The sequence below is a fragment of the Janthinobacterium tructae genome, assembly GCF_006517255.1.
GTDB lineage: Bacteria > Pseudomonadota > Gammaproteobacteria > Burkholderiales > Burkholderiaceae_D > Janthinobacterium > Janthinobacterium tructae.
This window is the reverse complement of the sequence record NZ_CP041185.1, coordinates 5,563,908-5,583,612: the sequence shown is the minus strand read 5'-3', so window position 1 is coordinate 5,583,612 and position 19,705 is coordinate 5,563,908. Positions and strand designations below refer to the sequence as shown.

The following is a 19,705-nucleotide window of genomic DNA, read 5'->3' as shown; positions in this document are numbered from 1 at the left end:
CACCGTTGCGCATAGCGGAGTCGAGCATGCTTGAAGTTCAGCCCAGGGATAAGCGCGGTTTTTTTATCCTGCCCCAGGCTCCGGAAGGTGCCGGGTATTACGTCTATGGCAATCTGCACCGGATGCCACATTCCGGCCATATGGCCCAATATGCGCACCCCAGCTTGCTATCCCTGATCTTTTACATCGAACGTGAATGGCAGGCAATTGATGATCGGAAATTTGGCATCGGGAATATCAGCATCGCGGAAGGATTGGCGTACGACAAGCATGTGAGCCACAGAAAGGGCATTGAAATGGATCTACGCCCCCTGCGGAAGGACAAGCTGGAAGGCCAGTGCGCACGCGTGTCGCGCTTTGATGACGTATATGACCGGGACGCCACCATCAAATTGATACGGCTGTTTTTGCGCCATCCCATGGTCACCAAGGTCTTCTTTAACGACGGTGAGGTACAAAAGGCGATTACCGGTGGGCGCGTCCGGTCTCTGCAAGGGCACGACGATCACCTTCACATTGAAATCAGAGAGCACTGATGAATACTCGGCTTGCATGCTGCGCCATGGCGCTCGCTCTATTCTCGCCGTCGCAAGCCGCTGACAAGCCGCCGGCATGGACTGGCGAACCACGCCCCTTGCGGGGTGACTATCAGATCTATGGCGGAACGCTGTCCGACATGCTGCCGCCCACGCGAAACGACCGGAAAGTGGCAATCATGGTCAAAGGTGAATTGGCACGGGAACTGTTTGCCCAGCTCGGCCCCGATGTGAAACAGGAGCAGGCATGCAGTTCCTCGGCGGACTACCGTGAGCGGCGCAGGGGGGATATTACCTGCGTTCATACAAAAGGGGCAGCATACGAATGCTATTTCGGACTCGACCTGCGTACGGGAAAAGGGATGTATGGAGCAATCTGCTAGCCCGGGCGCTGCTAAAACCAGGGTCTGCCTCATTGTACCGGCGCACAGCCAGCCGAATTCTTCCGCCTGAGCGACTCTACCTGCATATGACACCCGGAGCAGGCCCAATCCCCCATCCCTCACCTCAACAGCGTACACTGGCCCCTCTTCCATCACCGCATTGGTTCACAGTGAAACTATCACGCTTTATTACCGGCCATCTGGAGCCGATCCTGGAAGAGTGGGAACTCTTCGCCAGGTCGCTTCCCATTCCTGGCACCGCCATTTCGAAAGCCGAATTACGCGATCATGCGAAGCAGATGCTGGAAACCATCGTGCGCGACATGGATGTCATCGAGAACGCGGCGCAGCGGAAAAAGAAATCGACCACGGGCGTGTCGGAAATAGCGGGCAAGGAAACGGCAGCGGCCACGCATGGCTCGCTGCGCCAGCAGATCGGCTTCACGCTGCCGCAGCTGACGGCGGAATTTCGCGCAATGCGGGCCAGCGTGCTGCGCTTGTGGATGGCACAGGTGTCGGTGACGACGAAAACGGCGACGCAAGACATCCTGCGCTTCAATGAAGCGATCGACCAGGCGCTGCAGGAATCGGCGATACGCTATTCGCAGCAGAGCGACCGCACCCGCAATACCTTTCTCGCCATCCTCAGCCACGATCTGCGCAGTCCGCTGAGCACGATGACGATGGCCGGTGCGCTGCTGAGCCGGCCGAGCGCGACCTCTGCTTCCACGGTGCAGATCGGGGCACGGGTTGCCCGCAGCGCGGCCACCATGACAACCATGGTCAACGATCTGCTGGAATTTGCCAGGACGCAGCTGGGGGGACGCATGCCCATTTCGCCCAGCTTGGGCGACCTGGGGGAAATCTGCAAGACCGCCGTCGAGGATGCCTCGGCCGCTCACCCGCAGTGCAAGTTTGAACTGAGTACCACGGGCGAGATGATCGGCGACTTCGATGCGGCCCGCCTGGCCCAGCTGTTTTCCAATTTGCTCAACAATGCTGCGCAATATCGCAGCGACGACCAGCCGGTGAGCATCGCAGCCTGCGGCGACGCCGAGACGGCCGTGGTGCAAGTGAAGAATTTCGGCCGCCAGATCCCGGAGGCCTCGCTGAAGAGCATTTTCGATCCCCTGGTACAGCTGGCCATTTCCGACGATCACAAAGCGCCCAACGCCACCAGTATCGGCTTGGGCCTGTTTATCGCGCGTGAAATCGCCAGCGCGCACGGCGGCACCATCGGCGCCGAGTCGAGCCTGGAATGCGGCACGGTATTTACCGTGCGCCTGCCCAGGGTAGCGCTGAACGAGGGAGCGAACGGCGGCTAGCCGCGCGCCCTCTGAGCAGACGACCTGCCCTGCCGGGCCGGAGTCGCCTTATCTGCGGCTCAGCGGCACATACTCGCCCGGCAAGCTGGCCGCTTCCAGCGCATCGGCAAAGGCCAGCAGGAACTTCGCCGGGCCATGATCCGACACCAGCAGGGAGGCACCCTTGTGGCGCAGCAGTTTCAGCACTTCCTGCTGGTGCGCCTGGTATTCGCTGGAGTGACCATAAAACGTTTGATACATCTCCAGCGTTTCCATGGCTTTCGCGGCCAGGATGAATTCGGGTTTGTCCATCATATCTCCTCTTGATCAGCTGGGAAACCCAGAAGACGCATCATCCGTCCCCTTGGGTACAGCCATCGCCGTCGGCATGGCCGCACTTCCATCATACGCCTCAACTCAGCCGTCACCAACAGCAGGCGTCTAGGCCCGGTACGGCTCGCCCGACAGGATGCCCTTATACTGGCTGAGGGCGGCGCCGATCTTCATGCCCTCGGCGTCGATATCGTAGAAGCGGATATCCTTGCTGTGGCCGCTGCCGCGCACCTTCACCACCGATACCACGCGCTTGAACTGGCCTTCGAGCTCGATGTAGCGCTGCATGACGATGGCGTCGGCCAGGAAGGCGTTGCCGTAGGAACTGAAGCGCAGCATGGTGTACTGGTCTTCCAACTCGGCCGTCATCAGCACGGACACGCCCATGTCCGTCAAGGCCGCCACCAGGCGGTACAGCGATTCGCGGAAATCCTCGCGGAACATCGAGGCCAGCGCCATTTCAAAACCGGACAGCGAGTCGATCACCACGCGCTTGGCCTTCATGCGCGTGATCATGCTCACCAGGTCATGCAGGATTTCATCGAGCGACAAATCCAGGGTGCGCGTATTGATGACGCCGATCTGGCCGGAATCGACGAGTGTACTCAATTGATGGCTGAGCAGCTGGTTCGGGCTTTTCTCGAAAGCGGCGATCACGCCGGGCTCGCCGCAGCGCACGCCTTCCGTCAGGAATTGCGTGGCCAGCACGGTCTTGCCGGAACCGGACGGCCCCACCAGCAGCAGTGAGTAACCTGCCGGCAAGCCGCCGCCCATCATCTGGTCGAGCTCGGGCACGCCCAGCGACAGGCGCTCATTGCCGGAAATGCTGATCTTTTCCATGCCGCTCGTCTTCAGCACGGCGCGGGGAAAGATTTCCACCCCATCGTTATTGATACGGAAGGTGTGCACGCCCAGGCTTTGCGCCTGTCCGCGCATCTTGACCACCTGGATCTTGCGCACCATGGCGTCGCGGTGCACGAGCTGCGACAGCCACAGGATGCCGTCGGCGACCGTGAACACGGCGCTCGACTCAGCCTCGGGCGCCAGGTATTCGCCGATCAGGAAGGTCGTGGCCAGCCAGCTGGTCATTTGCGCCCCCAGTTGCTGCACGAAATTCTGCAGGCCGGCCGGGCCCACGTCCATGGCCTTGGCCGATTGCACCACGGAGCGGAAGGAATCGACGAAGACCAGGCTGGGCGAGAACGCCTCGACCTCTTCAGCGATGCGCGCCAGCACGCGGTCGAAATCGCCTTCCAGCAAGTCAGCCGACAGATTGACGAACTTGATCGACTGGTTAATCTTGTTCACATCGAAGAAGGGAAACTGCTGCTGATAGCGCAACATCTTCAGCGGTGGCTCGCCCAGGACCGTAAAGAACAGTGCCCTGCGCTCGGGCCTGGCGAGGGAAAACATGATCTGGTGCGCCAGCGTCGTCTTGCCGCTGCCGGGCGTGCCCGCCACCAGGTTGAAGGAAAATTCAGGTATTCCGCCGCCCAGCAGTTCGTCCAACCCCGGCACGCCAGTGGCCAGGCGGTGGATGGTGACTTTGTTCATTCGTTCGGCTCCGTTCCAGCATTATTCACAACGTCATCACCCCAGGCTTTGAGGAGGATGCTATTCGTTAAGAGTTCGCCAATTAATAAAATAAGGGTGTTGATGAAGTGCATCAACATCGCCGTGCTTGCCGCACAAGCGGCTGTGCCCGCCTGTCCCTGCAAGCTGGCGCGCAAGGCGGTCATGGCAGCTTCCAGTGCTTGCGGCGGATGGGGCGTCAACCAGCTGAACTGTTTCTGACTCTGGTGCAGGCTGCGGGCATACATCGACTCCACGCCCCGCTCACCTATGATCTGATTCAATTCAGTGGCCAGTTGCTCCCACAGGCGAATACTGACGTCTACCACCGCACCTGGGTCGCGTAACAGCGCGTGTTCTATCCTGCGCTGCCGCTGTTCATGGACTGTGGCCATAATCGGATCTTTTCTCTGCGGTTTTCGGTGCATGGACCATGTTAAACAAAAGCATCAGGGTTTCCTCGCCCATCAGCGCGGAACCGTTGCCGTGATTATTCTCGACAAAGCGTCGATATTGATGGGCTTTACCAGATAGTGGTCAAACCCTGCCTCACCGGCGCGGTCAAACTCGCCAAGCTGGCTGTACCCTGACGCGGCAACAAAGCACGGCAGCGGCGCCGGCAAGGCCGCGCGTGCCGAACTGATGACCTGGAAGCCATCCATGCCCGGCAAGCCGATATCGCACACGATCACATCGTAGGGCGCATCGAGCGCGGCACGCAAGCCGCTGGGGCCGTCGTTGCGCACGTCGACATGGTGGCCGTCCTGCGTCAGCAGCAACGCCAGCATTTCCGCCGCATCGGCATTATCCTCGATCAGCAATATGCGGCGTGGCAGTGCGCACGCCGCAGGTGCCGCCTGCATGTCCTGCGATGGCGGCGCAAGCGACGACAGGGGCAGCTGCAAGACAAACTGGCTGCCAAAGCCGACCCCGGCGCTGAAGACATCCACGGTGCCGCCATGCAACTGGGTAATGATGCGCACCAGCGACAGGCCGATGCCCAGGCCGCCCTGCGCCCGTTCCAGCGAACGGAAGCCCTGAGTAAACAAGTCGAAGATGAAGGGCTGGATATCGAGGGCGATGCCGGCGCCATCGTCGCTGACGGCAATTTCCACCAGATCATCGTGACGCCTGACGACAATGTCGATGTGGCCAAACTCGTGCGTAAATTTGCTGGCATTGATGAGCAAGTTCGCAAACACCTGCGTCAGGCGCACCAGGTCCCCTTCGATCACCAGGGCTTCCTTCGGCATGCTCACGCTCAGCACTTGCTGGCGCTGGCTGATGCTGGCCTGGCCAACTTCCACGGCACTGGCGATGATGTCGCTCAGCAGGATGGGCGCCAGCTGCAAGGTGATCTTGCCGCTGCTGACGCGCGATGCGTCGAGCAAATCGTCGATCAGGCGCGCCATATGCGCGACCTGGCGGCCGATCACGCCATGCACATCGACCAGCTGGGGATCGAGGTCGACCTTCTTGGCCAGCAAATCATTGGCCATCGCCAGCGGCTGCAAGGGATTGCGTAACTCATGCGCAAGCATGGCCAGAAATTCCGTCTGGCGCACGGTTGTCGCTTCGGCGGACGCCTGCATATCCTGCGCGCCAAACGTCGCCAGCACCAGGTTTTGATTGGCTTCGCGCAACTGCATGATCAACATGCCAAAGGCGTCGGATTTATCCTTTTCCTGCATCTGCATCTTGGCCATGATCAACAGTTGATTGATCGTCTCGCGCAGCAGTTTGACTTCACGGTTATGCAAGGCCTGCAGATTTTGCTCGGAGGACAACTGCTGGGCGGGCGCATCCTCAGGATCCGGCGAGTGTGCTGTGTGGTGCATGGTGACGGTGTGCGGCCTGTGGGGGCCGGCCTCAAGGACAACTCTTCGTTCCGCGGCGTTCACTCAGACCTCGCCGCGCACGCCAGCTCTATTGCTGCATACGGTGTATTACTTTCTAGCTGAGCACGATACTCTATTTTCCTCATGAAATGAAAGCATTCGGTTACTTATCGTCAACAGTGCGCACGGGTAGCACGTAATTGGCGAGCTGCCAGCCCATGGCCAGGGCCGATTGCTCCGCCTCGTGCTGCGTGCTGCGATTTTCCAGATTGGCTTGCCGCACCTCTTCAAAGCCGCACTTGCTCAGCACCAACTGTCCCTGCCAGCACCCCTCGGGCAATTCGCAGGCATAGGCCGAGATCAGGAAGCCATTGTGGGTGGTGGGATTCGCATAAGACATGAGGCCTCCGTGGGATTGCCAGCGACGTAGTGAACAAGCACCACGGTCATCATTGCAGTATAGTCAGACTTAGTGTAACCGCAATACGCTTCAAAGTAAGCACAATGCGGCGAAAATTCCATTTAAATCAACTACATACGCATCAGGCCGCCTGACGGAATGGTCACGCGCGCGCATTGGCAATATGTTGCATTCCGTGCAAAAATGCGCCTGTCGCAACCCTCCCCCCGTATTGCCAATGGACCAATACCATTTCCTCGTCGGCGAATTCAGCCAGAATAGCCCCTTCAATCCCGCCGCGGCCAGCGCACAGCTGTTTGCCTGGTTCGAACGCGTGGGCGAGCGCGTCGAGCGCTACGGCAACAAGCGCGGCAAGATCGTCAAGTTCTCACAGCGAAATTACGAGAAGATGCTGTTTGCGCCAGAGACCGACAGCATCGGACTGCTTTCGCCGCGCATCGTGCCGCCCGACGAAGCTGACGAGGCCGTTAACTGCGACGCGCAGGCGATGTATTCATCGGGCTCGGAGCTGATTCTGTCCATACGCGCCAGCAAGCTTGCGCTGGCGCCGCTGTTCGACGGAGCACGGGCCATACCCGGCCTGTTTGACCATTGCGATTATGTGTACTGCTACGCTGAAACGCAGGGCTATGGCACCGGCTACGCACTCGGCTACCGGCAGCTCGATGAGACCCATCCGATGACCTTTGGCATTCCTTGCCCGGCAAACAACTGGTCCGCCATCAAGCGGCGCGGGCTGCAAGATGCGCACCTGCGCGATGTCTATCCCATCAATGGTTTCACGCAAGCCAGACTGGACGCGCTGCCGCCCGAGCGCCGGCAAGCGCTGCGCGGTGCGATGCAAGCCCATGGCCGCTGTGAAGAACATGCCGGCTGGATCTTCTGGTACCTGCAGCCCGGGGAACAGGAAGCGGCCCGCGCCGCACTGAACGCACACGCCATGCTGGGCGCCTACATCAACAATTGATACCCATGACCGCACACTTATCGCTGCACTGCTACCTGCAAGACGAGGCCGCCGAACGTCCGCTACCCTGCTCCGACGTGACCATCCAGGCCGACCCGGCCACCCTGCGCGCCATCGCCCATTTTCTGCTGGCCAGCGCGGACACGTTTGATCAGGCGCAAGAACGCGCCGGCATGCACGCGCATTTGCAGGATGCCTGGGCCGGCTGGCAGGATGACTTCCCCGACCTGGTCGTGGTGGCGGCCTGAGATGAGGCTTGGGATAAGGCATACAATGGCGCCCCGCTTGCTGCGCCTCGGGTAACATACGCCACCTTTGCCATACAGAGATCCCTGATGTCCGATACCCGAACCGCCCTGCCGGCGCTGCGCACCGCCGTGCTGGCCGCCGCGCTGGCCAGCCTGTCCGCCTGCGCCAGCCCGCCCGCGCACGAAGCGCTGTTTCTCACCACCACCTTCACGCCCGCGCACTCCTTTACCAAGGGCATCGAAGGCCCGGCCGTGGATGCGGATGGCAATATCTACGCCGTCAACTTTGCGCGCCAGCAAACCATCGGCAAGGTGCGTCCCGATGGCAGCGGCGAAGTGTGGCTGACCCTGCCCGGCACCAGCATCGCCAACGGCATCCGCTTCGGCAGCCGGGGCCAGATGTATCTGGCCGACTACATGGAACACACGATTTACCTGGTCGATCCGGCCACGCGCGCGCTCACCATCCACGCGCGCGAGCCGCGCATGACGCAGCCGAACGACATCGCCATCACGGCCGACGATGTACTGTATGCGAGCGACCCGAACTGGAAGGAAAACACGGGCCGCGTGTGGCGCATCGCGCAAGACGGCACGGTGACCCTGGCGCTCGACACCATGGGCACGGCCAACGGCATCGAAGTGAGCCCTGACGGCAAGATTTTGTATGTGAATGAAAGTGTTCAGCGCAATATCTGGATGTACGACATCGCCGCGGACGGCAGCCTGAGCGGCAAGCGATTGCTGATCAAGTTTGACGATTTCGGCATGGACGGCATGCGCGTGGATGTCGACGGCAACCTGTACGTGACGCGCTACGGCAAGGGCAGCGTCGTCAAACTGTCGCCGCAGGGGCGCATCCTGCGCGAGATCAGCGTGCCCGGCGCCAAGCCCAGCAACATCACCTTCGGCGGCCCCGACGGCCGCACGGCGTATGTGACGGAAGTGGTGCAGGGACGCCTGCTGCAATTTCGCGTCGACCGCCCGGGCCTGGAATGGCAGCGGGCGCAGGAGCGGCGCAAGGCCGAATAGCATGTGGGGATGTCAGCTTACGCGCTTGCGCGCTAAGCCGACCTACGCATTACCACGATGGCCCGGTAGGTCGGCTTAGCCGGAACGGCGTAAGCCGACAACATCGTTGGCGGCGACCGGGTCAGCGCGGAATGACGCGCTCCGCCTTCAGGCGCTCGAACAGATTGAAGAAGGCATCCTGCGTATCCTGGTAGTCGAGGAAGCCCGCCTTGCGGCTCTTGCCCATGTCCGTCATCACTTCCATCGGCCGGCCCAGGTCGGCATCCGTATGCCACCAGGAAGCCAGGCGGCTGATATCGGATTCCACCAGGCCATGCTGCTGCGCGATGGCACGCCATTGGGCGGGCGCACCCTGCATGCGCTCAGCCAGCGGCGCCATCGTTTCCGGCAAGTCCGCCGCTGCCACGCCGAAGTAGGCTGCCAGGCGTGGCCACAGCCACTTCCAGCGGAACACGTCGCCATTGACGATATTAAAATCTTCATTGCGTGCGGCGGGACTGTCCGCCGCCCACGCCAGGTGGCGCGCGATCTGGCCCGCGTCCGTCATGTCGGACAAACCATGCCACTGCGCGGGTGAACCGGGAAAGACGAAGGGCGCGCCGCTGGCCTTGCACAAATGCGCATACACGGCCAGCGTCAAACCCATGTTCATGGCATTGCCCAGCGCATAGCCGATGATGGTGTGCGGGCGGTGCACGCTCCACGTAAAGCCGTACTGAGCGGCGGCCGCGAACAGGCGGTCCTCCTGCTCATAGTAAAAATTCTCGACGTCCTGGCGGCCCTGCTCCTCGCGGAACGGCGTCACAGGCACTGTTCCCTTGCCATACGCATCGAACGGTCCCAGGTAATGCTTGAGGCCCGTCACCAGCGCTACATGGCGCAAATGGCCCTGCGGTCCCAGCGCGGCCAGCACATTGGCCACCATGGCGCCATTGACGCGGATGTTTTCCTGCTCGTTGTCCTGGCGCGCCCAAGCCGTGAAGAAGACGTGGCTGGCATCCAGGCCCGCCAGCGCCGAGGCGACGGCGGCGCCATCCGTCGCATCGAGCGGCAAGGCCGTGCAGCCGGGGGGGACTGGCGTGCGCCCCCGCGAGACGCCTGTCACCTGCCAGCCTTGCGCCAACAAATGCGTGGCCAGGTTGCTGCCGATGACGCCGCTGGCGCCGATGATGAGGGCGTGTTTTTGCATGTTAGAAAGCCTCCGAAAGAAAAACCCATCATATCCGCGACTGAAATTCTTATCCGCGATACTATTTCACCTTATTCATGAATAAAATTCGCGAATCATGTTTTCATCGGAACATCTAAAAGGTCTCACGCCCTTCCTCGCCACGGCCGACGCGGGCAGTTTTACCAAGGCGGCCGAGCACCTGCACCTGAGCAGCTCGGCCGTCAGCAAGAGCGTGGCGCGCCTCGAAGAACGGCTGGGCGTGCTGCTGTTCGTGCGCAGCACGCGCCGGCTGAAACTGAGCGACGCTGGCCGCGCCTATTACGCCACCTGCAAGCGCGTGCTGCAGGAACTGGCGGACGCGGAAGACGTGCTGGCCGAGCACGCGACGGCACTGGCGGGCAAGGTGCGCATCGGCGTGCCCGCCGCGTATGGCCGGCTGCGCGTGATGCCGGCCCTGCTGGAACTGTGCGCGCAGTATCCGCGCCTGCAGCCTTCGATCGCCTTCAGTGACCGCTTCGTCGACCTGTTCGAGGAACGCATCGACATCGCCGTGCGCATCGGCGCACCCTCGCACTGGCCGGCCGCGCTGGGACAGATGCACCTGGGCGACGAGCAGCTGATCCTGTGCGCGGCGCCGGCCTACCTGGCGCGGCGCGGCACGCCCGCGTCCATCGCAGATCTGGAGCAGCACGACTGCATCGCCTACGGACGCGGCGACGGCTCGCCCATGCCGTGGCTCTTCCCGCACGATGAACATGGTGGGCAGGTGGAATACCGCCTGGCGTCGCCACGCATGACGGTGGGCGACGCGGAAGCGCGCACGGCCGCCGTGCTGGCGGGCCTGGGCGTGGCGCAGCTGGCCACCTGGCTGGTGCAGGAATACCTGGCCACGGGCGCCATCGTGGCAGTCCTGCCGCAGCTGAGCACGCCAGGCTTGCCCCTGTACCTGGCCTGGCCGCTGGCGCGCGAGCTGACGCCGAAGACGGGCACCCTGCTGCAGGAACTGCAGCAGCGGCTGACAATCAGATAAAAATACGGCTTGCCCCTGACGTTACGTCATGGTCGATGCTGGCCGTACGCACCAGGAAAGGAGTACGCCATGCTGTTGAAAATCGGTGAACTGGCCAGGCTCACGGGCCTGACCATCCGCACCCTGCACCACTACGACAGCATTGGCCTGCTCTCGCCTTCGGCGCGCACACCCGCTGGCTACCGCCTGTACCAGCACGGCGACATGGACCGCTTGCACCGGATCATGGCGCTGCGCAAGTTCGGGCTGTCGCTGGCCGATATCGCCAACGCACTCGCCGGGCCGGATCTGCCGCTCTCCTCCATCGTGGCGCGGCAGATCGCCATGCTGGAGCGCCAGATCGCGCAGGCTTCCACCCTGCGCGCACGCCTGTGCAGCTTGCAGGCGCAACTGGCGCAGGGGCAGGCGCCGGAACTGGCCGAGTGGCTCACCACAATGGAGTTGATGACCATGTACGACAAATATTTTAGTCACGAAGAACTGCAACAACTGCCGCTGCTGTCGGACGCGGCCGTGGAACAGGAGTGGAAAGAACTGATAGCGAGAGTGCGCGCCGTCAAAGACGCGGGCGCCAGCCCCGGCGATGCGCAAGCGCAGGCGCTGGCCACGCAATGGATGGTCAAGCTGGTGCGCGACACGGGCGCCCACCCTGGCCTGTTCGCGCGGCTGAACGACATGCACGCGCAGGAGCCATCGCTGCAAGCGACGACCAGCATCGATGCGGACTTGATGCAGTTCATCATCGCCGCCTTCAATGCCTCGCGCATCGCACTGTATCGGCCTTTCCTCAACGAGCAGGAATATGCGCACCTGGCCGCCAATTACGGCAAGCGTTCGGGCGAGTGGCCGGCCCTGATCGCCGCCGTGCGCGCCGCCATCGATGCGCGCACGCCGCCCACCGACCAGGCCGTGCTGCAACTGACGCGGCAGTGGCTGGAGCTGTTCCGCGCGTATGCGGGCACGGACCCGGCCACGCAGCTGAAATTTCGCCAGGCGCACCAGCAGGAACCGCGTTTGATGGAAGGCAGCTTTGTCGACGCGGCCATGCTGCAATACCTGGGCGCGGCGATGGCCGTGGTGGCGCAGGAAAAGCCAGCGTAAAAGTTGGCGTGCGGCATCTCGTGGGCGCGGCCATGTAGAATCGGCCTTCGCCCACGAGAGGAACCGCCGATGCGCCGCTTTCTGTTTGCTTGCCTGACCCTGCCTGCCTTCCATATCGCCATGGCGGCCGAACCGCCCGTGCAAGGGGTATGGCAGGGCACGCTGGGCAAGGCCGATATCGTCGCTTGCTTCAACCAGCCCAGCCCCACGCAAGGATCTGACCGCAGCGGCAATTACTACTACACGCGCTACAAGACACCGATCATGCTGTCCATGCCGAACGGCAAGAGCGACTGGAGCGAATCCGATGCCAAGGGCGATACCACGGGCACGTGGAAACTCAATGCACCGCAGGGCGGCAAGCTCATCGGCACCTGGACGGAGCCAAAAAGCGGCAAGACCCTGCCCCTGGCCTTGACCCTGCTGGAAGCGGCGGGCGACCGCGACCATCCGTCCTGCGCCAGTGACGCCTACAACCTGGTACTGGAAGACTTTCCCAGTACCAAGGTCAGCAAACCCATCGCCTTCGAAGGCAAGCAATACCGCAACCTGCAAGTGGGCGACAGCATCACGGTGGAACTGATCGCCCCCGGCGACGGCGTGGCGAAAATCAACACGCAACTGCGCGCCGTGCTGGCGAAGAACAAAAAGGACTTGGCCGATTTTTATGCCACGCGCCGCGAATATCTGGGCCGCAACGGTTTCACGACGGAAGACGAAGTGTATGCGGAGCCCACCTACTGGTCGCCGCGCTGGGTGACGATCAAGTTTTACCGCTGGCCGGCCGGCTATGGCGCCAGCGGCATCTCCATCCGATTCCGCACCTGGGACGTGAAAACGGGCCAGGAAACGGACGTGTGGAACTGGTTTGGCGCCAGCGCCAGCGATGGCGACGACAAGGCCGAATTGCCGGACCGCCTGCGCCAGGCCCTCTTCAAGAATGTGACAATCGACGCCGAGTGCAAGGGCACGGATTACGACGGCCGCGGCCGCTTCCACCTGTCGCTGAAACCTGAAGGCGTGTCGTTCTGGGAAGATTCGAACGGCAGCGGCTGTGAAAACGATTTTTTACTCCCCTACAACAAGGTCGGCCCCTTCCTCACCGTCAAGGGCCGCGCCGCGCTCAGCGATTTGCTGCCGAAGAACTAGCCACCGCCTCTGCTACCAGCTCCGCCGTCGCGGCCGCCAGGGTCCAGCCCAGGTGACCGTGGCCCGTGTTGTAGTACACGCCCGGCGCCTTGCCCGGCCCTACTTTCGGCAGCATGGCCGGCAGCATGGGGCGCAAGCCCGCCCACGGGATCACCTTGCGCGTATTAATGTCGGGAAAACACTGTTCGACCCACTGCAATAGCGGGCGGATGCGATCGGCGCGGATATCGTAATTGATGCCATTAAATTCCGCCGTACCCGCCACGCGCAGCCGGTCTTCACCGAGGCGGCTGCTGACCAGCTTGGTCGCGTCGTCGAGCAGGCTGACCTTGGGCGCCGCCGCCTGGCTGGCGCCGTCATCGAGCTGCACGGTGATCGAATAGCCTTTCACGGGATACACGTTCACATGCTCGCCCAGCATTGCCGCCATGGCGCGGCTGGCCGTGCCCGCGCAGATGACGACGGCGTCGAACACGGTGCTGTCCTCGCCCTCGCCGTCTCCCACGCTGACGCGCAGCTTGCCGTGTTCGCGCGCCAGCGCTGTGACCGGTGCACCATAGCGGCAGGCCACGCCCAGGCGCACGCAGGCGTCGGCCAGGCCGCTGGTGAATTTGTGGATGTCGCCCGTGGAATCGCTGTCCGTGTAGTAGCCGCCGTAAAAATCACCGTGCAATGCGGGTTCGATGGCGCGCATTTCCAGCAAGCTCACGGCGCGCCGCTGCAAGCCACCCTTGGCCAGCAGGCGCGACACGCCGGCCGCCCGCTCGAAGCCACGCCGGTCCCGATACACGTGCAGGATGCCGGCGCGGCGATGATCGAATGCGATGTTTTCCGCTTGCGCCCACGCAAACAAGTGTTCGCGCGCGGCGATCGCCATGCGCGCCGTGGCGATGGTGTTGCGCTCATAGTCCGGCATGGCGGCGAGAAACTCCGCAAACCAGCTCAGCTTGTGCCAGCCGGGAGTCGGATTGAGCAGCAGCGGTGCATCGCGCCGCGCCATCCATTTCAGCGCGTTCCATATAGTCGCCTTGTGGTTCCACACTTCCGCGTGCGAGGCCGACAATTGCCCGCCATTCGCATACGACGTTTCCATCGCCGCGTAACGGTGGCGCTCGATCAGGGTGACATTGACGCCCCGTTTCGCCAGCGCGTAAGCGGTGGTGACGCCCGTGATGCCGGCGCCGAGCACAGCCACGCGCGTCATGGTGGCGACACCTTGTGCACGACGGTATCGCCCGCCTGCAAGACGCGGCCATCCTCGGCCAGCACGTCCATGCGGCGCACGGGCAAGCCCGAGCCGCGCTGCAGCAGGGTGGAATGCGCCTCGCCTGGTTCAAACAATTGCGCCTCGCTCCACTGGCGCAGGCCGACGACGACGGGGAACAGGCCCAGCCCCTTGTGCGTCAGCACATATTCCTGGTAGGCCGTGCCGTCCGAAGCGGGCGCAATGGTGAAAATTCCCTCTTCCACCAGCATGTGCAGGCGGTCGGCCAGGATGTTCTTCGCCACGCCCAGGCTTTTCTGGAATTCACCGAACCTGCGCATGCCGTCGAAGGCGTCGCGCACGATCAGCAGCGACCAGCGCTCGCCGATCACGTCGAGCGCGCGCGCCACGGGACAGGGGTCGGTTTTCAGGCTCTTGCGCTTGGCCACGGGCATACTCCAGGATTGACTGGTTGCATTTTAAAACTTCCCGGCGTAGACTCCAACTGGTTTTAATTTGAAACCACTTATGGACTAACCCATGCGCGACACAAACCCTCCCCTCACGACAGCACTCCCGCCCTCCCTCGTCTGGCTGTTTGCCGCGGCAGCCGGCCTCAGCGTGGCCAATGTGTATTACGCCCAGCCCTTGCTCGCCACCCTGGCGCATGAATTCGGCATGACCGAGGCTGCCAGCGGCATGGTCATCACGGCCACGCAGCTCGGCTGCGCGCTGGCCCTGCTGCTGCTGGTGCCCCTGGGCGACATGCTGAACCGGCGCCGCCTGACCCTGTTCCAGCTGGGCTTGCTTGCCATCACCCTGGCGGCGCTGGCTTGCGCCCGTTCCACGGCCGCCTTGCTGGGTGGCATGCTGCTGGTGGGCTTGCTGGGCACTGCCATGACGCAGGGCTTGATCGCCTATGCGGCCAGCGCGGCGGCCAGCCACGAGCGGGGCCGCGTCGTCGGCATGGCGCAAGGCGGCGTGGTGATCGGCTTGCTGCTGGCGCGCACCCTGTCCGGCGTGGTGGCCGATCTGGCCGACTGGCGCGCCGTGTATTTCGTCTCGGCGGCCATCGCCTGCGCCCTGCTGTTGCTGCTGTGGCGCAAGCTGCCGCCGGCGCAGCCGTCCAGTCAACGGCTGGCCTACGGCGCCCTGCTCGCTTCCATGCTGGACATGCTGCTGCACAACAAGGTGCTGCGCGTGCGCGGCATGCTGGCACTGCTGATGTTTGCCGTCTTCAATATTTTCTGGAGCGCCCTGGTGCTGCCACTGACTGAGCAAGGCTATACGCACGCGGCCATCGGCGCGTTTGGCCTGGTCGGCGTGATCGGTGCGCTGGGCGCGGCGCGCGCAGGGGCACTGGCCGACAAGGGCCGCGCGCAGTGGACGACGGGCGCGGCGCTGCTGCTGTTGCTGGCCGCGTGGCTGCCGCTCGGCTTTGCCGGCACGGCCCTGTGGCCCCTGGTCATCGGCATCGTCGCGCTGGACCTGGCGGGCCAGGCCATCCATGTGACCAACCAGAGCCTGATTTTCAAGCAGGACAGCGACGCGCACAGCCGCCTGGTGGCGTGCTACATGCTGTTTTATGCGGTGGGAAGCGGTGTCGGTGCGATTGCCGCCACCAGCGCGTATGCGCTGGCGGGCTGGCATGCGGTATGCGCACTGGGCGCGGCGGTCAGCTTGCTCGCCCTGCTGTACTGGCGGCTGACCTTACCTGCTGAAAAAGCTTAGTAATAAACGCTTAATTCAGCATCGCCGTGGCGGAGCCGTGGCGATAGGTTTTCAAGGCATCGGGCTGGATCTGGATCAGCGAACCGCTGACTTTAATCAGGTGCAAGTCCGTCAACTGGTGCAGCACGCGCGACAGGGTGGCGGGCGCCAGGTTCAGGAACGATGCCAGCAGACTTTTCTTCAGGTCCAGCTTGACCTCGTTCGAACGCTGCTGGTCCGATGCCTGCAGCAGGTACTCGACCACGCGCTGGGTGGCGTTCTGCACGGAGCAGCGTTCCACGTTGCGGATAAAACCCATCAGGTGGTGCGACAGGCTGTTCATCATCTGGCGGGCGATACGCGGCGACTGGTCCAGCAGGCGCAGCAGCGCGTGCGGCGGGATGCGCAGCAGCAGGCAGTGCTCGAGCGCTTCGGCGCAGAACGGGTACGGTTCATCGAGGAAAATCATGGCTTCGCCGAAGCTCTGGCCCGGACGGATCAGTTCCAGTACCTTGTCGGTACCTTCCATGGAAAACACGCTCAGCTTGACGAGGCCGAAGACCACCACATAGGCGCCTTCCGGCACTTCGCCCTTGCGGAACAGCACTTTGCCTTTTTCCACTTCGACGCGCACGACATCCTGGCGCAATTGCTCTAATTGCGAAGGGGAAATATGGCGGAACAGAGCCTGGCTCGATAGCAAGCCATCGACGTTGACCTTATGCATGACACTCTCTTATTAGATTAGCGAATGACTAAGAGTGTAATGCGCAGGCATCGTCAAGGCCATACGTCAAAGGAACTAGGGTTGTCTAGGCCGGAACGCCATGCAGATCAAACAATCGCGCATTTTTTGCCATTTATTTGCGCATTGTTTGATTTTTAGAGTGCCTGGCAGAACCGTAGCGAGCGGCAGCGAGTTGCGACAGAGAAGCGCAACTGTGCTTGAGCACAGTGAGCATCGGAGGTCGCAAATCGCGACGCGCAGTAGGTTATGTAGGTACTCTTATTTACCCAGTTCGCGCTCGACCGCGTAGACGGCGATCTGCACGCGGCTGCTGAGCTTAAGCTTTTTGAGGATGTTTTGCACGTGGATTTTCACCGTGCTTTCGGCCACGTCCAGCTGGCGCGCGATTTCCTTGTTGCTCAGCCCTTGCGCCAGGCAGGCCATGGCTTCGCGTTCGCGCGGCGTCAGTTTGTCGTAGTCGGCCTGGGGCGCGTTCTGCCCAGCGCGGAACTGCGACACCAGCTTGGCCGTCATGGCGTCGGCAATCACGGACTCACCGGCGGCGGCGCGGCAGATGGCCTGGCCCAGCTGCTCGGCTTCTATATTTTTCAGCAAGTAGCCGCGTGCACCAGCGCGCAGGGCCGCGCCCAGGTCGGCCGCGTTTTCGGACACGGTCAGCATCAGCACCACCATCTGCGGCATGTCCTGCAAGATCAGCTGCAGCGCTTCGACGCCCGTTACGCCGGGCATGTTCAAGTCCATCAGCACCACGTCGGGCAGCAGCTCGGCCGTCAGGCGCACGCCGTCGAGTCCGTTCGATGCCTCGCCCACCACCTGGAATAGAGGATTGCGCTGCAGCAGCAGCTTGACGCCGCTGCGCAGCAAGGTGTGGTCGTCGACCAGCAGGATTTTGATTGGAGCGTTCACGTATTTGTATCTTTTACCTGGTAAGAATGAATCTTCTGTTACGCGGCCTGGCGCCGGGCTGCCGGCAAGGCCAGCGAGATTGTCGTGCCGCCGCCGGGCGTGCTGTCGATGGCAAATTGCGCACCGAGCCGCTCGGCCCTTTCCTGCATGATACGCAAGCCGATCTGCAATTCCGTTTTCTTGTCGCGCAGGTTGGCGGCGAAGCCTTCGCCATCGTCGCGCACCTGCAGCGCAAAATCGCGCCCGTTGACCACGCGCAGGCCCACGTTGCTCGCCTGCGCGTGCTTGCGGATATTCGACAGTGCTTCCTGCACGATGAACAGGATCTGCAACTGCTGCTCCGGCGCCAGCGGCGCGCCATTGCCGCTCATGTCCAGGGTGCCGACGACGCCCGTCTGCAGCTCGAACTTGGCCAGCACTTCGGACAGTTTGCTTTCCAGGTCGCTGCCATGCCAGCGCGTGCGGAAATTGACCAGCAATTCGCGCACATCCTGGTAGCTTTGTTCGACACCCATGCGCATCAGCGGCAGCACCTCGGCCGCTTCGTCGAGCTGGCCCCGGCGCACGGAATCGTCGAGCATCTGGACTTGCAGGCTGATGAAATTGAGGCTTTGCGCAATGCTGTCGTGCAAGCCTTCGGCCAGCAGGCTGCGTTCGCGCGCCACGGCAAATTCCTTTTCGCGCGCGATCAGGCGCTGGTTCTCAATGGCGATGCCCAGGCTCTGGCCCAGCGTTTCCAGCCAGCCCTGCTGCTGCGCATGCACCGCTTGCGGGCCCGCGAAGTGCAGCGAAAAACTGCCCACCACCTGGTCGCGCGCGAGGATGGGAAAGACGGCGATGGCAACAAAACCTTCGTCCTGGCAGCGAAAGCGCTGCAGCGCTTCGACCTGGCGGAAATCGCGGATCTGGATCACGCCTTGCGCCACGGCGGCGCCACACAGGCAATCGTTATTGCGGATGCAATGTTCCTCTTCCACCATGGCGTCCGAAATGCCCTCATGCACGATGATGTGCACCGTATCGTTCTGCGGATCGAGGATGCGCACGGTACCGCCTTCGGCTTGCGCGAACTGCATCACATGGTGCAGGAAGCCACGGCATAGCGCATCGATGGCGTGCTGGCCCGCCAGCAGGGTGGAAATCTCATGCAGGGTGGCCAGCTGGCGTTCCTGCGCGGCGCTCAGGCCCGATGCGGCTTGCGCCAGGCGGCGCTGGCGCCAGCGCGACGCTGGAAGTTGTTTGCGGGAAGGTTGACTGCGCGGCGCTTGCATGAAGAACTCGAATCTGAAAAGTGGGCCGCCCGGCAAGCGCTGCGGCCTGCCGGGCAGGTAAAGGTTACAAACGGCTTACAAACGGATCTCGGTGCCGAGCAGCTTGACGAACTGCGCCAGCCAGGCCGGATGCGCGGGCCAGGCGGGGGCCGTGACGAACTGGCCATCGGTGACGGCGTCCGTGACGGCGATGTCGGCATACGTGCCGCCCGCCAGTTTGACTTCCGGCGCGCAGGCGGGATAGGCGGAAATGCGCTTTCCGCGGATGACATCGGCGGCGGCCAGCAATTGCGCGCCGTGGCACACGGCCGCGACAGGCTTGCCCGCCTCGGCAAAATGGCGTACGGCGGCGATGACTTTCTCGTTCAGGCGCAGGTATTCGGGCGCTCGGCCGCCGGCGATCATCACCGCGTCATAGTCGGCCGGATCGATCTCGTCGAAGCTGGCGTTCAGGGTGAACAAATGGCCCGGCTTTTCCGTGTAGGTCTGGTCGCCCTCGAAATCGTGGATGGCCGTCTTGATCGTCTCGCCGCTTTTCTTGCCGGGACAAACGGCATGCACGGTATGACCGAGCATCAGCAGGGCCTGGAATGGCACCATCGTTTCATAATCTTCTGCAAAATCGCCGGTCAAAAACAGAATTTTCTTCGCTGCCATTTAGTTCTCCTATGAAAGATTGATCGCGCAAGGCGTATCTTAGCGCGACTTGGCGGCCATACTGGATATTTATCAAATTTTCGCGCCTTGATCGAGGATTTTACAGGCTGAGACAGAATTTCTT

At 62.4% G+C, this 19,705-nt stretch carries 22 protein-coding genes; 10 read left to right on the top strand and 12 right to left on the bottom strand.

Translation table 11 applies throughout. The features are described 5' to 3' along the window. Positions 1–26: 26 nt before the first annotated feature. From FJQ89_RS24575 to FJQ89_RS24565, 3 genes are all read left to right on the top strand, one after another. Positions 27–536 carry a penicillin-insensitive murein endopeptidase gene (locus tag FJQ89_RS24575; protein WP_168208522.1) on the top strand — a complete coding sequence of 170 codons (510 nt, stop codon included), beginning with the start codon at positions 27–29 and terminating at the stop codon, positions 534–536. Then, complete coding sequence (locus FJQ89_RS24570) at positions 536–919, top strand: hypothetical protein (RefSeq protein ID WP_141172073.1); 384 nt, start codon at positions 536–538, stop codon at positions 917–919. The genes FJQ89_RS24575 and FJQ89_RS24570 overlap by 1 nt, the downstream gene beginning before the upstream one ends. Positions 920–1,089: 170 nt before the next feature. Beyond that, positions 1,090–2,244: a sensor histidine kinase gene (locus tag FJQ89_RS24565; protein ID WP_141172072.1), complete on the top strand. Its 1,155-nt coding sequence runs from the start codon at positions 1,090–1,092 to the stop codon at positions 2,242–2,244. 48 nt (positions 2,245–2,292) lie between these two features. On the opposite strand, the gene FJQ89_RS24560 is transcribed toward FJQ89_RS24565, so the two are convergent. The 5 genes from FJQ89_RS24560 to FJQ89_RS24540 form a co-directional block, all read right to left on the bottom strand. Further along, positions 2,293–2,535, bottom strand: a complete 243-nt coding sequence (locus tag FJQ89_RS24560) for a hypothetical protein (protein WP_141172071.1) — start codon at positions 2,533–2,535, stop codon at positions 2,293–2,295. Positions 2,536–2,664: 129 nt separating this feature from the next. Then, positions 2,665–4,110, bottom strand: a complete 1,446-nt coding sequence (locus tag FJQ89_RS24555; RefSeq protein ID WP_141172070.1) for an ATPase domain-containing protein — start codon at positions 4,108–4,110, stop codon at positions 2,665–2,667. Further along, positions 4,107–4,523 (bottom strand): hypothetical protein, encoded by a 417-nt coding sequence (locus tag FJQ89_RS24550; RefSeq protein WP_141172069.1) that lies wholly within the window; start codon positions 4,521–4,523, stop codon positions 4,107–4,109. Before FJQ89_RS24550 ends, FJQ89_RS24555 begins: the two co-directional genes overlap by 4 nt. A 72-nt stretch (positions 4,524–4,595) precedes the next feature. After that, the gene (locus tag FJQ89_RS24545) at positions 4,596–5,966 is read right to left on the bottom strand and encodes a hybrid sensor histidine kinase/response regulator (protein ID WP_243136240.1); all 1,371 of its coding nucleotides are present in this window, start codon (positions 5,964–5,966) and stop codon (positions 4,596–4,598) included. 163 nt (positions 5,967–6,129) lie between these two features. After that, positions 6,130–6,366 carry a hypothetical protein gene (locus FJQ89_RS24540; protein ID WP_141172068.1) on the bottom strand — a complete coding sequence of 79 codons (237 nt, stop codon included), beginning with the start codon at positions 6,364–6,366 and terminating at the stop codon, positions 6,130–6,132. A gap of 184 nt (positions 6,367–6,550) precedes the next feature. Here FJQ89_RS24540 and FJQ89_RS24535 point away from each other — a divergent pair, with 184 nt between their 5' ends. The 3 genes from FJQ89_RS24535 (at position 6,551) to FJQ89_RS24525 (ending at position 8,634) form a co-directional block, all read left to right on the top strand. After that, positions 6,551–7,354 (top strand): hypothetical protein, encoded by an 804-nt coding sequence (locus FJQ89_RS24535; protein WP_141172067.1) that lies wholly within the window; start codon positions 6,551–6,553, stop codon positions 7,352–7,354. A gap of 5 nt (positions 7,355–7,359) precedes the next feature. Then, positions 7,360–7,602, top strand: a complete 243-nt coding sequence (locus tag FJQ89_RS24530) for an Imm32 family immunity protein (RefSeq protein WP_141172066.1) — start codon at positions 7,360–7,362, stop codon at positions 7,600–7,602. 87 nt (positions 7,603–7,689) lie between these two features. Further along, positions 7,690–8,634, top strand: coding sequence for an SMP-30/gluconolactonase/LRE family protein (locus FJQ89_RS24525; RefSeq protein ID WP_205704528.1), 945 nt, complete (start codon positions 7,690–7,692; stop codon positions 8,632–8,634). A 121-nt stretch (positions 8,635–8,755) separates the two neighbouring features. Here the strand turns inward: FJQ89_RS24525 and FJQ89_RS24520 are convergent, their stop codons facing one another. Further along, positions 8,756–9,823, bottom strand: coding sequence for an SDR family oxidoreductase (locus tag FJQ89_RS24520; RefSeq protein WP_141172065.1), 1,068 nt, complete (start codon positions 9,821–9,823; stop codon positions 8,756–8,758). A gap of 97 nt (positions 9,824–9,920) precedes the next feature. On the opposite strand from FJQ89_RS24520, the gene FJQ89_RS24515 reads away from it, so the two are divergent. The 3 genes from FJQ89_RS24515 to FJQ89_RS24505 all read left to right on the top strand — a co-directional run bounded on the left by FJQ89_RS24515 (position 9,921) and on the right by FJQ89_RS24505 (position 13,085). After that, positions 9,921–10,835, top strand: a complete 915-nt coding sequence (locus FJQ89_RS24515) for a LysR family transcriptional regulator (protein WP_141172064.1) — start codon at positions 9,921–9,923, stop codon at positions 10,833–10,835. 69 nt (positions 10,836–10,904) lie between these two features. After that, positions 10,905–11,936, top strand: a complete 1,032-nt coding sequence (locus FJQ89_RS24510; RefSeq protein WP_141172063.1) for a MerR family transcriptional regulator — start codon at positions 10,905–10,907, stop codon at positions 11,934–11,936. 69 nt (positions 11,937–12,005) lie between these two features. After that, complete coding sequence (locus FJQ89_RS24505) at positions 12,006–13,085, top strand: hypothetical protein (RefSeq protein WP_141172062.1); 1,080 nt, start codon at positions 12,006–12,008, stop codon at positions 13,083–13,085. On the opposite strand, the gene FJQ89_RS24500 is transcribed toward FJQ89_RS24505, so the two are convergent. Together FJQ89_RS24500 and FJQ89_RS24495 are read right to left on the bottom strand one after the other, a co-directional pair. Then, the gene (locus tag FJQ89_RS24500) at positions 13,060–14,289 is read right to left on the bottom strand and encodes a D-amino acid dehydrogenase (protein WP_141172061.1); all 1,230 of its coding nucleotides are present in this window, start codon (positions 14,287–14,289) and stop codon (positions 13,060–13,062) included. The genes FJQ89_RS24505 and FJQ89_RS24500 overlap by 26 nt on opposite strands. Further along, positions 14,286–14,738 carry a winged helix-turn-helix transcriptional regulator gene (locus tag FJQ89_RS24495; protein WP_141172060.1) on the bottom strand — a complete coding sequence of 151 codons (453 nt, stop codon included), beginning with the start codon at positions 14,736–14,738 and terminating at the stop codon, positions 14,286–14,288. Before FJQ89_RS24495 ends, FJQ89_RS24500 begins: the two co-directional genes overlap by 4 nt. A gap of 91 nt (positions 14,739–14,829) precedes the next feature. On the opposite strand from FJQ89_RS24495, the gene FJQ89_RS24490 reads away from it, so the two are divergent. Then, the gene (locus tag FJQ89_RS24490) at positions 14,830–16,020 is read left to right on the top strand and encodes an MFS transporter (RefSeq protein WP_141172059.1); all 1,191 of its coding nucleotides are present in this window, start codon (positions 14,830–14,832) and stop codon (positions 16,018–16,020) included. A gap of 10 nt (positions 16,021–16,030) precedes the next feature. On the opposite strand, the gene FJQ89_RS24485 is transcribed toward FJQ89_RS24490, so the two are convergent. The 4 genes from FJQ89_RS24485 to FJQ89_RS24470 all read right to left on the bottom strand — a co-directional run bounded on the left by FJQ89_RS24485 (position 16,031) and on the right by FJQ89_RS24470 (position 19,581). Further along, positions 16,031–16,726 carry a Crp/Fnr family transcriptional regulator gene (locus FJQ89_RS24485; RefSeq protein WP_071079024.1) on the bottom strand — a complete coding sequence of 232 codons (696 nt, stop codon included), beginning with the start codon at positions 16,724–16,726 and terminating at the stop codon, positions 16,031–16,033. 279 nt (positions 16,727–17,005) lie between these two features. Then, the gene (locus tag FJQ89_RS24480; RefSeq protein ID WP_071079025.1) at positions 17,006–17,653 is read right to left on the bottom strand and encodes a response regulator; all 648 of its coding nucleotides are present in this window, start codon (positions 17,651–17,653) and stop codon (positions 17,006–17,008) included. A gap of 38 nt (positions 17,654–17,691) precedes the next feature. Beyond that, complete coding sequence (locus tag FJQ89_RS24475) at positions 17,692–18,924, bottom strand: GAF domain-containing sensor histidine kinase (protein ID WP_141172058.1); 1,233 nt, start codon at positions 18,922–18,924, stop codon at positions 17,692–17,694. Between the two features lie 75 nt (positions 18,925–18,999). Continuing rightward, positions 19,000–19,581 (bottom strand): DJ-1/PfpI family protein, encoded by a 582-nt coding sequence (locus FJQ89_RS24470; protein ID WP_099378854.1) that lies wholly within the window; start codon positions 19,579–19,581, stop codon positions 19,000–19,002. Between the last annotated feature and the right edge of the window lie 124 nt (positions 19,582–19,705).

Coding starts and splice junctions, on each gene's coding strand:
- FJQ89_RS24505 (WP_141172062.1), top strand. CDS start 12,006: ATGCGCCGCTTTCTGTTTGCTTGCCTGACCCTGCCTGCCTTCCATATC.
- FJQ89_RS24575 (WP_168208522.1), top strand. CDS start 27: ATGCTTGAAGTTCAGCCCAGGGATAAGCGCGGTTTTTTTATCCTGCCC.
- FJQ89_RS24475 (WP_141172058.1), bottom strand. CDS start 18,924: ATGCAAGCGCCGCGCAGTCAACCTTCCCGCAAACAACTTCCAGCGTCG.
- FJQ89_RS24545 (WP_243136240.1), bottom strand. CDS start 5,966: ATGCACCACACAGCACACTCGCCGGATCCTGAGGATGCGCCCGCCCAG.
- FJQ89_RS24515 (WP_141172064.1), top strand. CDS start 9,921: ATGTTTTCATCGGAACATCTAAAAGGTCTCACGCCCTTCCTCGCCACG.
- FJQ89_RS24540 (WP_141172068.1), bottom strand. CDS start 6,366: ATGTCTTATGCGAATCCCACCACCCACAATGGCTTCCTGATCTCGGCC.
- FJQ89_RS24555 (WP_141172070.1), bottom strand. CDS start 4,110: ATGAACAAAGTCACCATCCACCGCCTGGCCACTGGCGTGCCGGGGTTG.
- FJQ89_RS24470 (WP_099378854.1), bottom strand. CDS start 19,581: ATGGCAGCGAAGAAAATTCTGTTTTTGACCGGCGATTTTGCAGAAGAT.
- FJQ89_RS24535 (WP_141172067.1), top strand. CDS start 6,551: ATGTTGCATTCCGTGCAAAAATGCGCCTGTCGCAACCCTCCCCCCGTA.
- FJQ89_RS24490 (WP_141172059.1), top strand. CDS start 14,830: ATGCGCGACACAAACCCTCCCCTCACGACAGCACTCCCGCCCTCCCTC.
- FJQ89_RS24560 (WP_141172071.1), bottom strand. CDS start 2,535: ATGGACAAACCCGAATTCATCCTGGCCGCGAAAGCCATGGAAACGCTG.
- FJQ89_RS24510 (WP_141172063.1), top strand. CDS start 10,905: ATGCTGTTGAAAATCGGTGAACTGGCCAGGCTCACGGGCCTGACCATC.
- FJQ89_RS24570 (WP_141172073.1), top strand. CDS start 536: ATGAATACTCGGCTTGCATGCTGCGCCATGGCGCTCGCTCTATTCTCG.
- FJQ89_RS24520 (WP_141172065.1), bottom strand. CDS start 9,823: ATGCAAAAACACGCCCTCATCATCGGCGCCAGCGGCGTCATCGGCAGC.
- FJQ89_RS24525 (WP_205704528.1), top strand. CDS start 7,690: ATGTCCGATACCCGAACCGCCCTGCCGGCGCTGCGCACCGCCGTGCTG.
- FJQ89_RS24500 (WP_141172061.1), bottom strand. CDS start 14,289: ATGACGCGCGTGGCTGTGCTCGGCGCCGGCATCACGGGCGTCACCACC.
- FJQ89_RS24550 (WP_141172069.1), bottom strand. CDS start 4,523: ATGGCCACAGTCCATGAACAGCGGCAGCGCAGGATAGAACACGCGCTG.
- FJQ89_RS24485 (WP_071079024.1), bottom strand. CDS start 16,726: ATGCATAAGGTCAACGTCGATGGCTTGCTATCGAGCCAGGCTCTGTTC.
- FJQ89_RS24530 (WP_141172066.1), top strand. CDS start 7,360: ATGACCGCACACTTATCGCTGCACTGCTACCTGCAAGACGAGGCCGCC.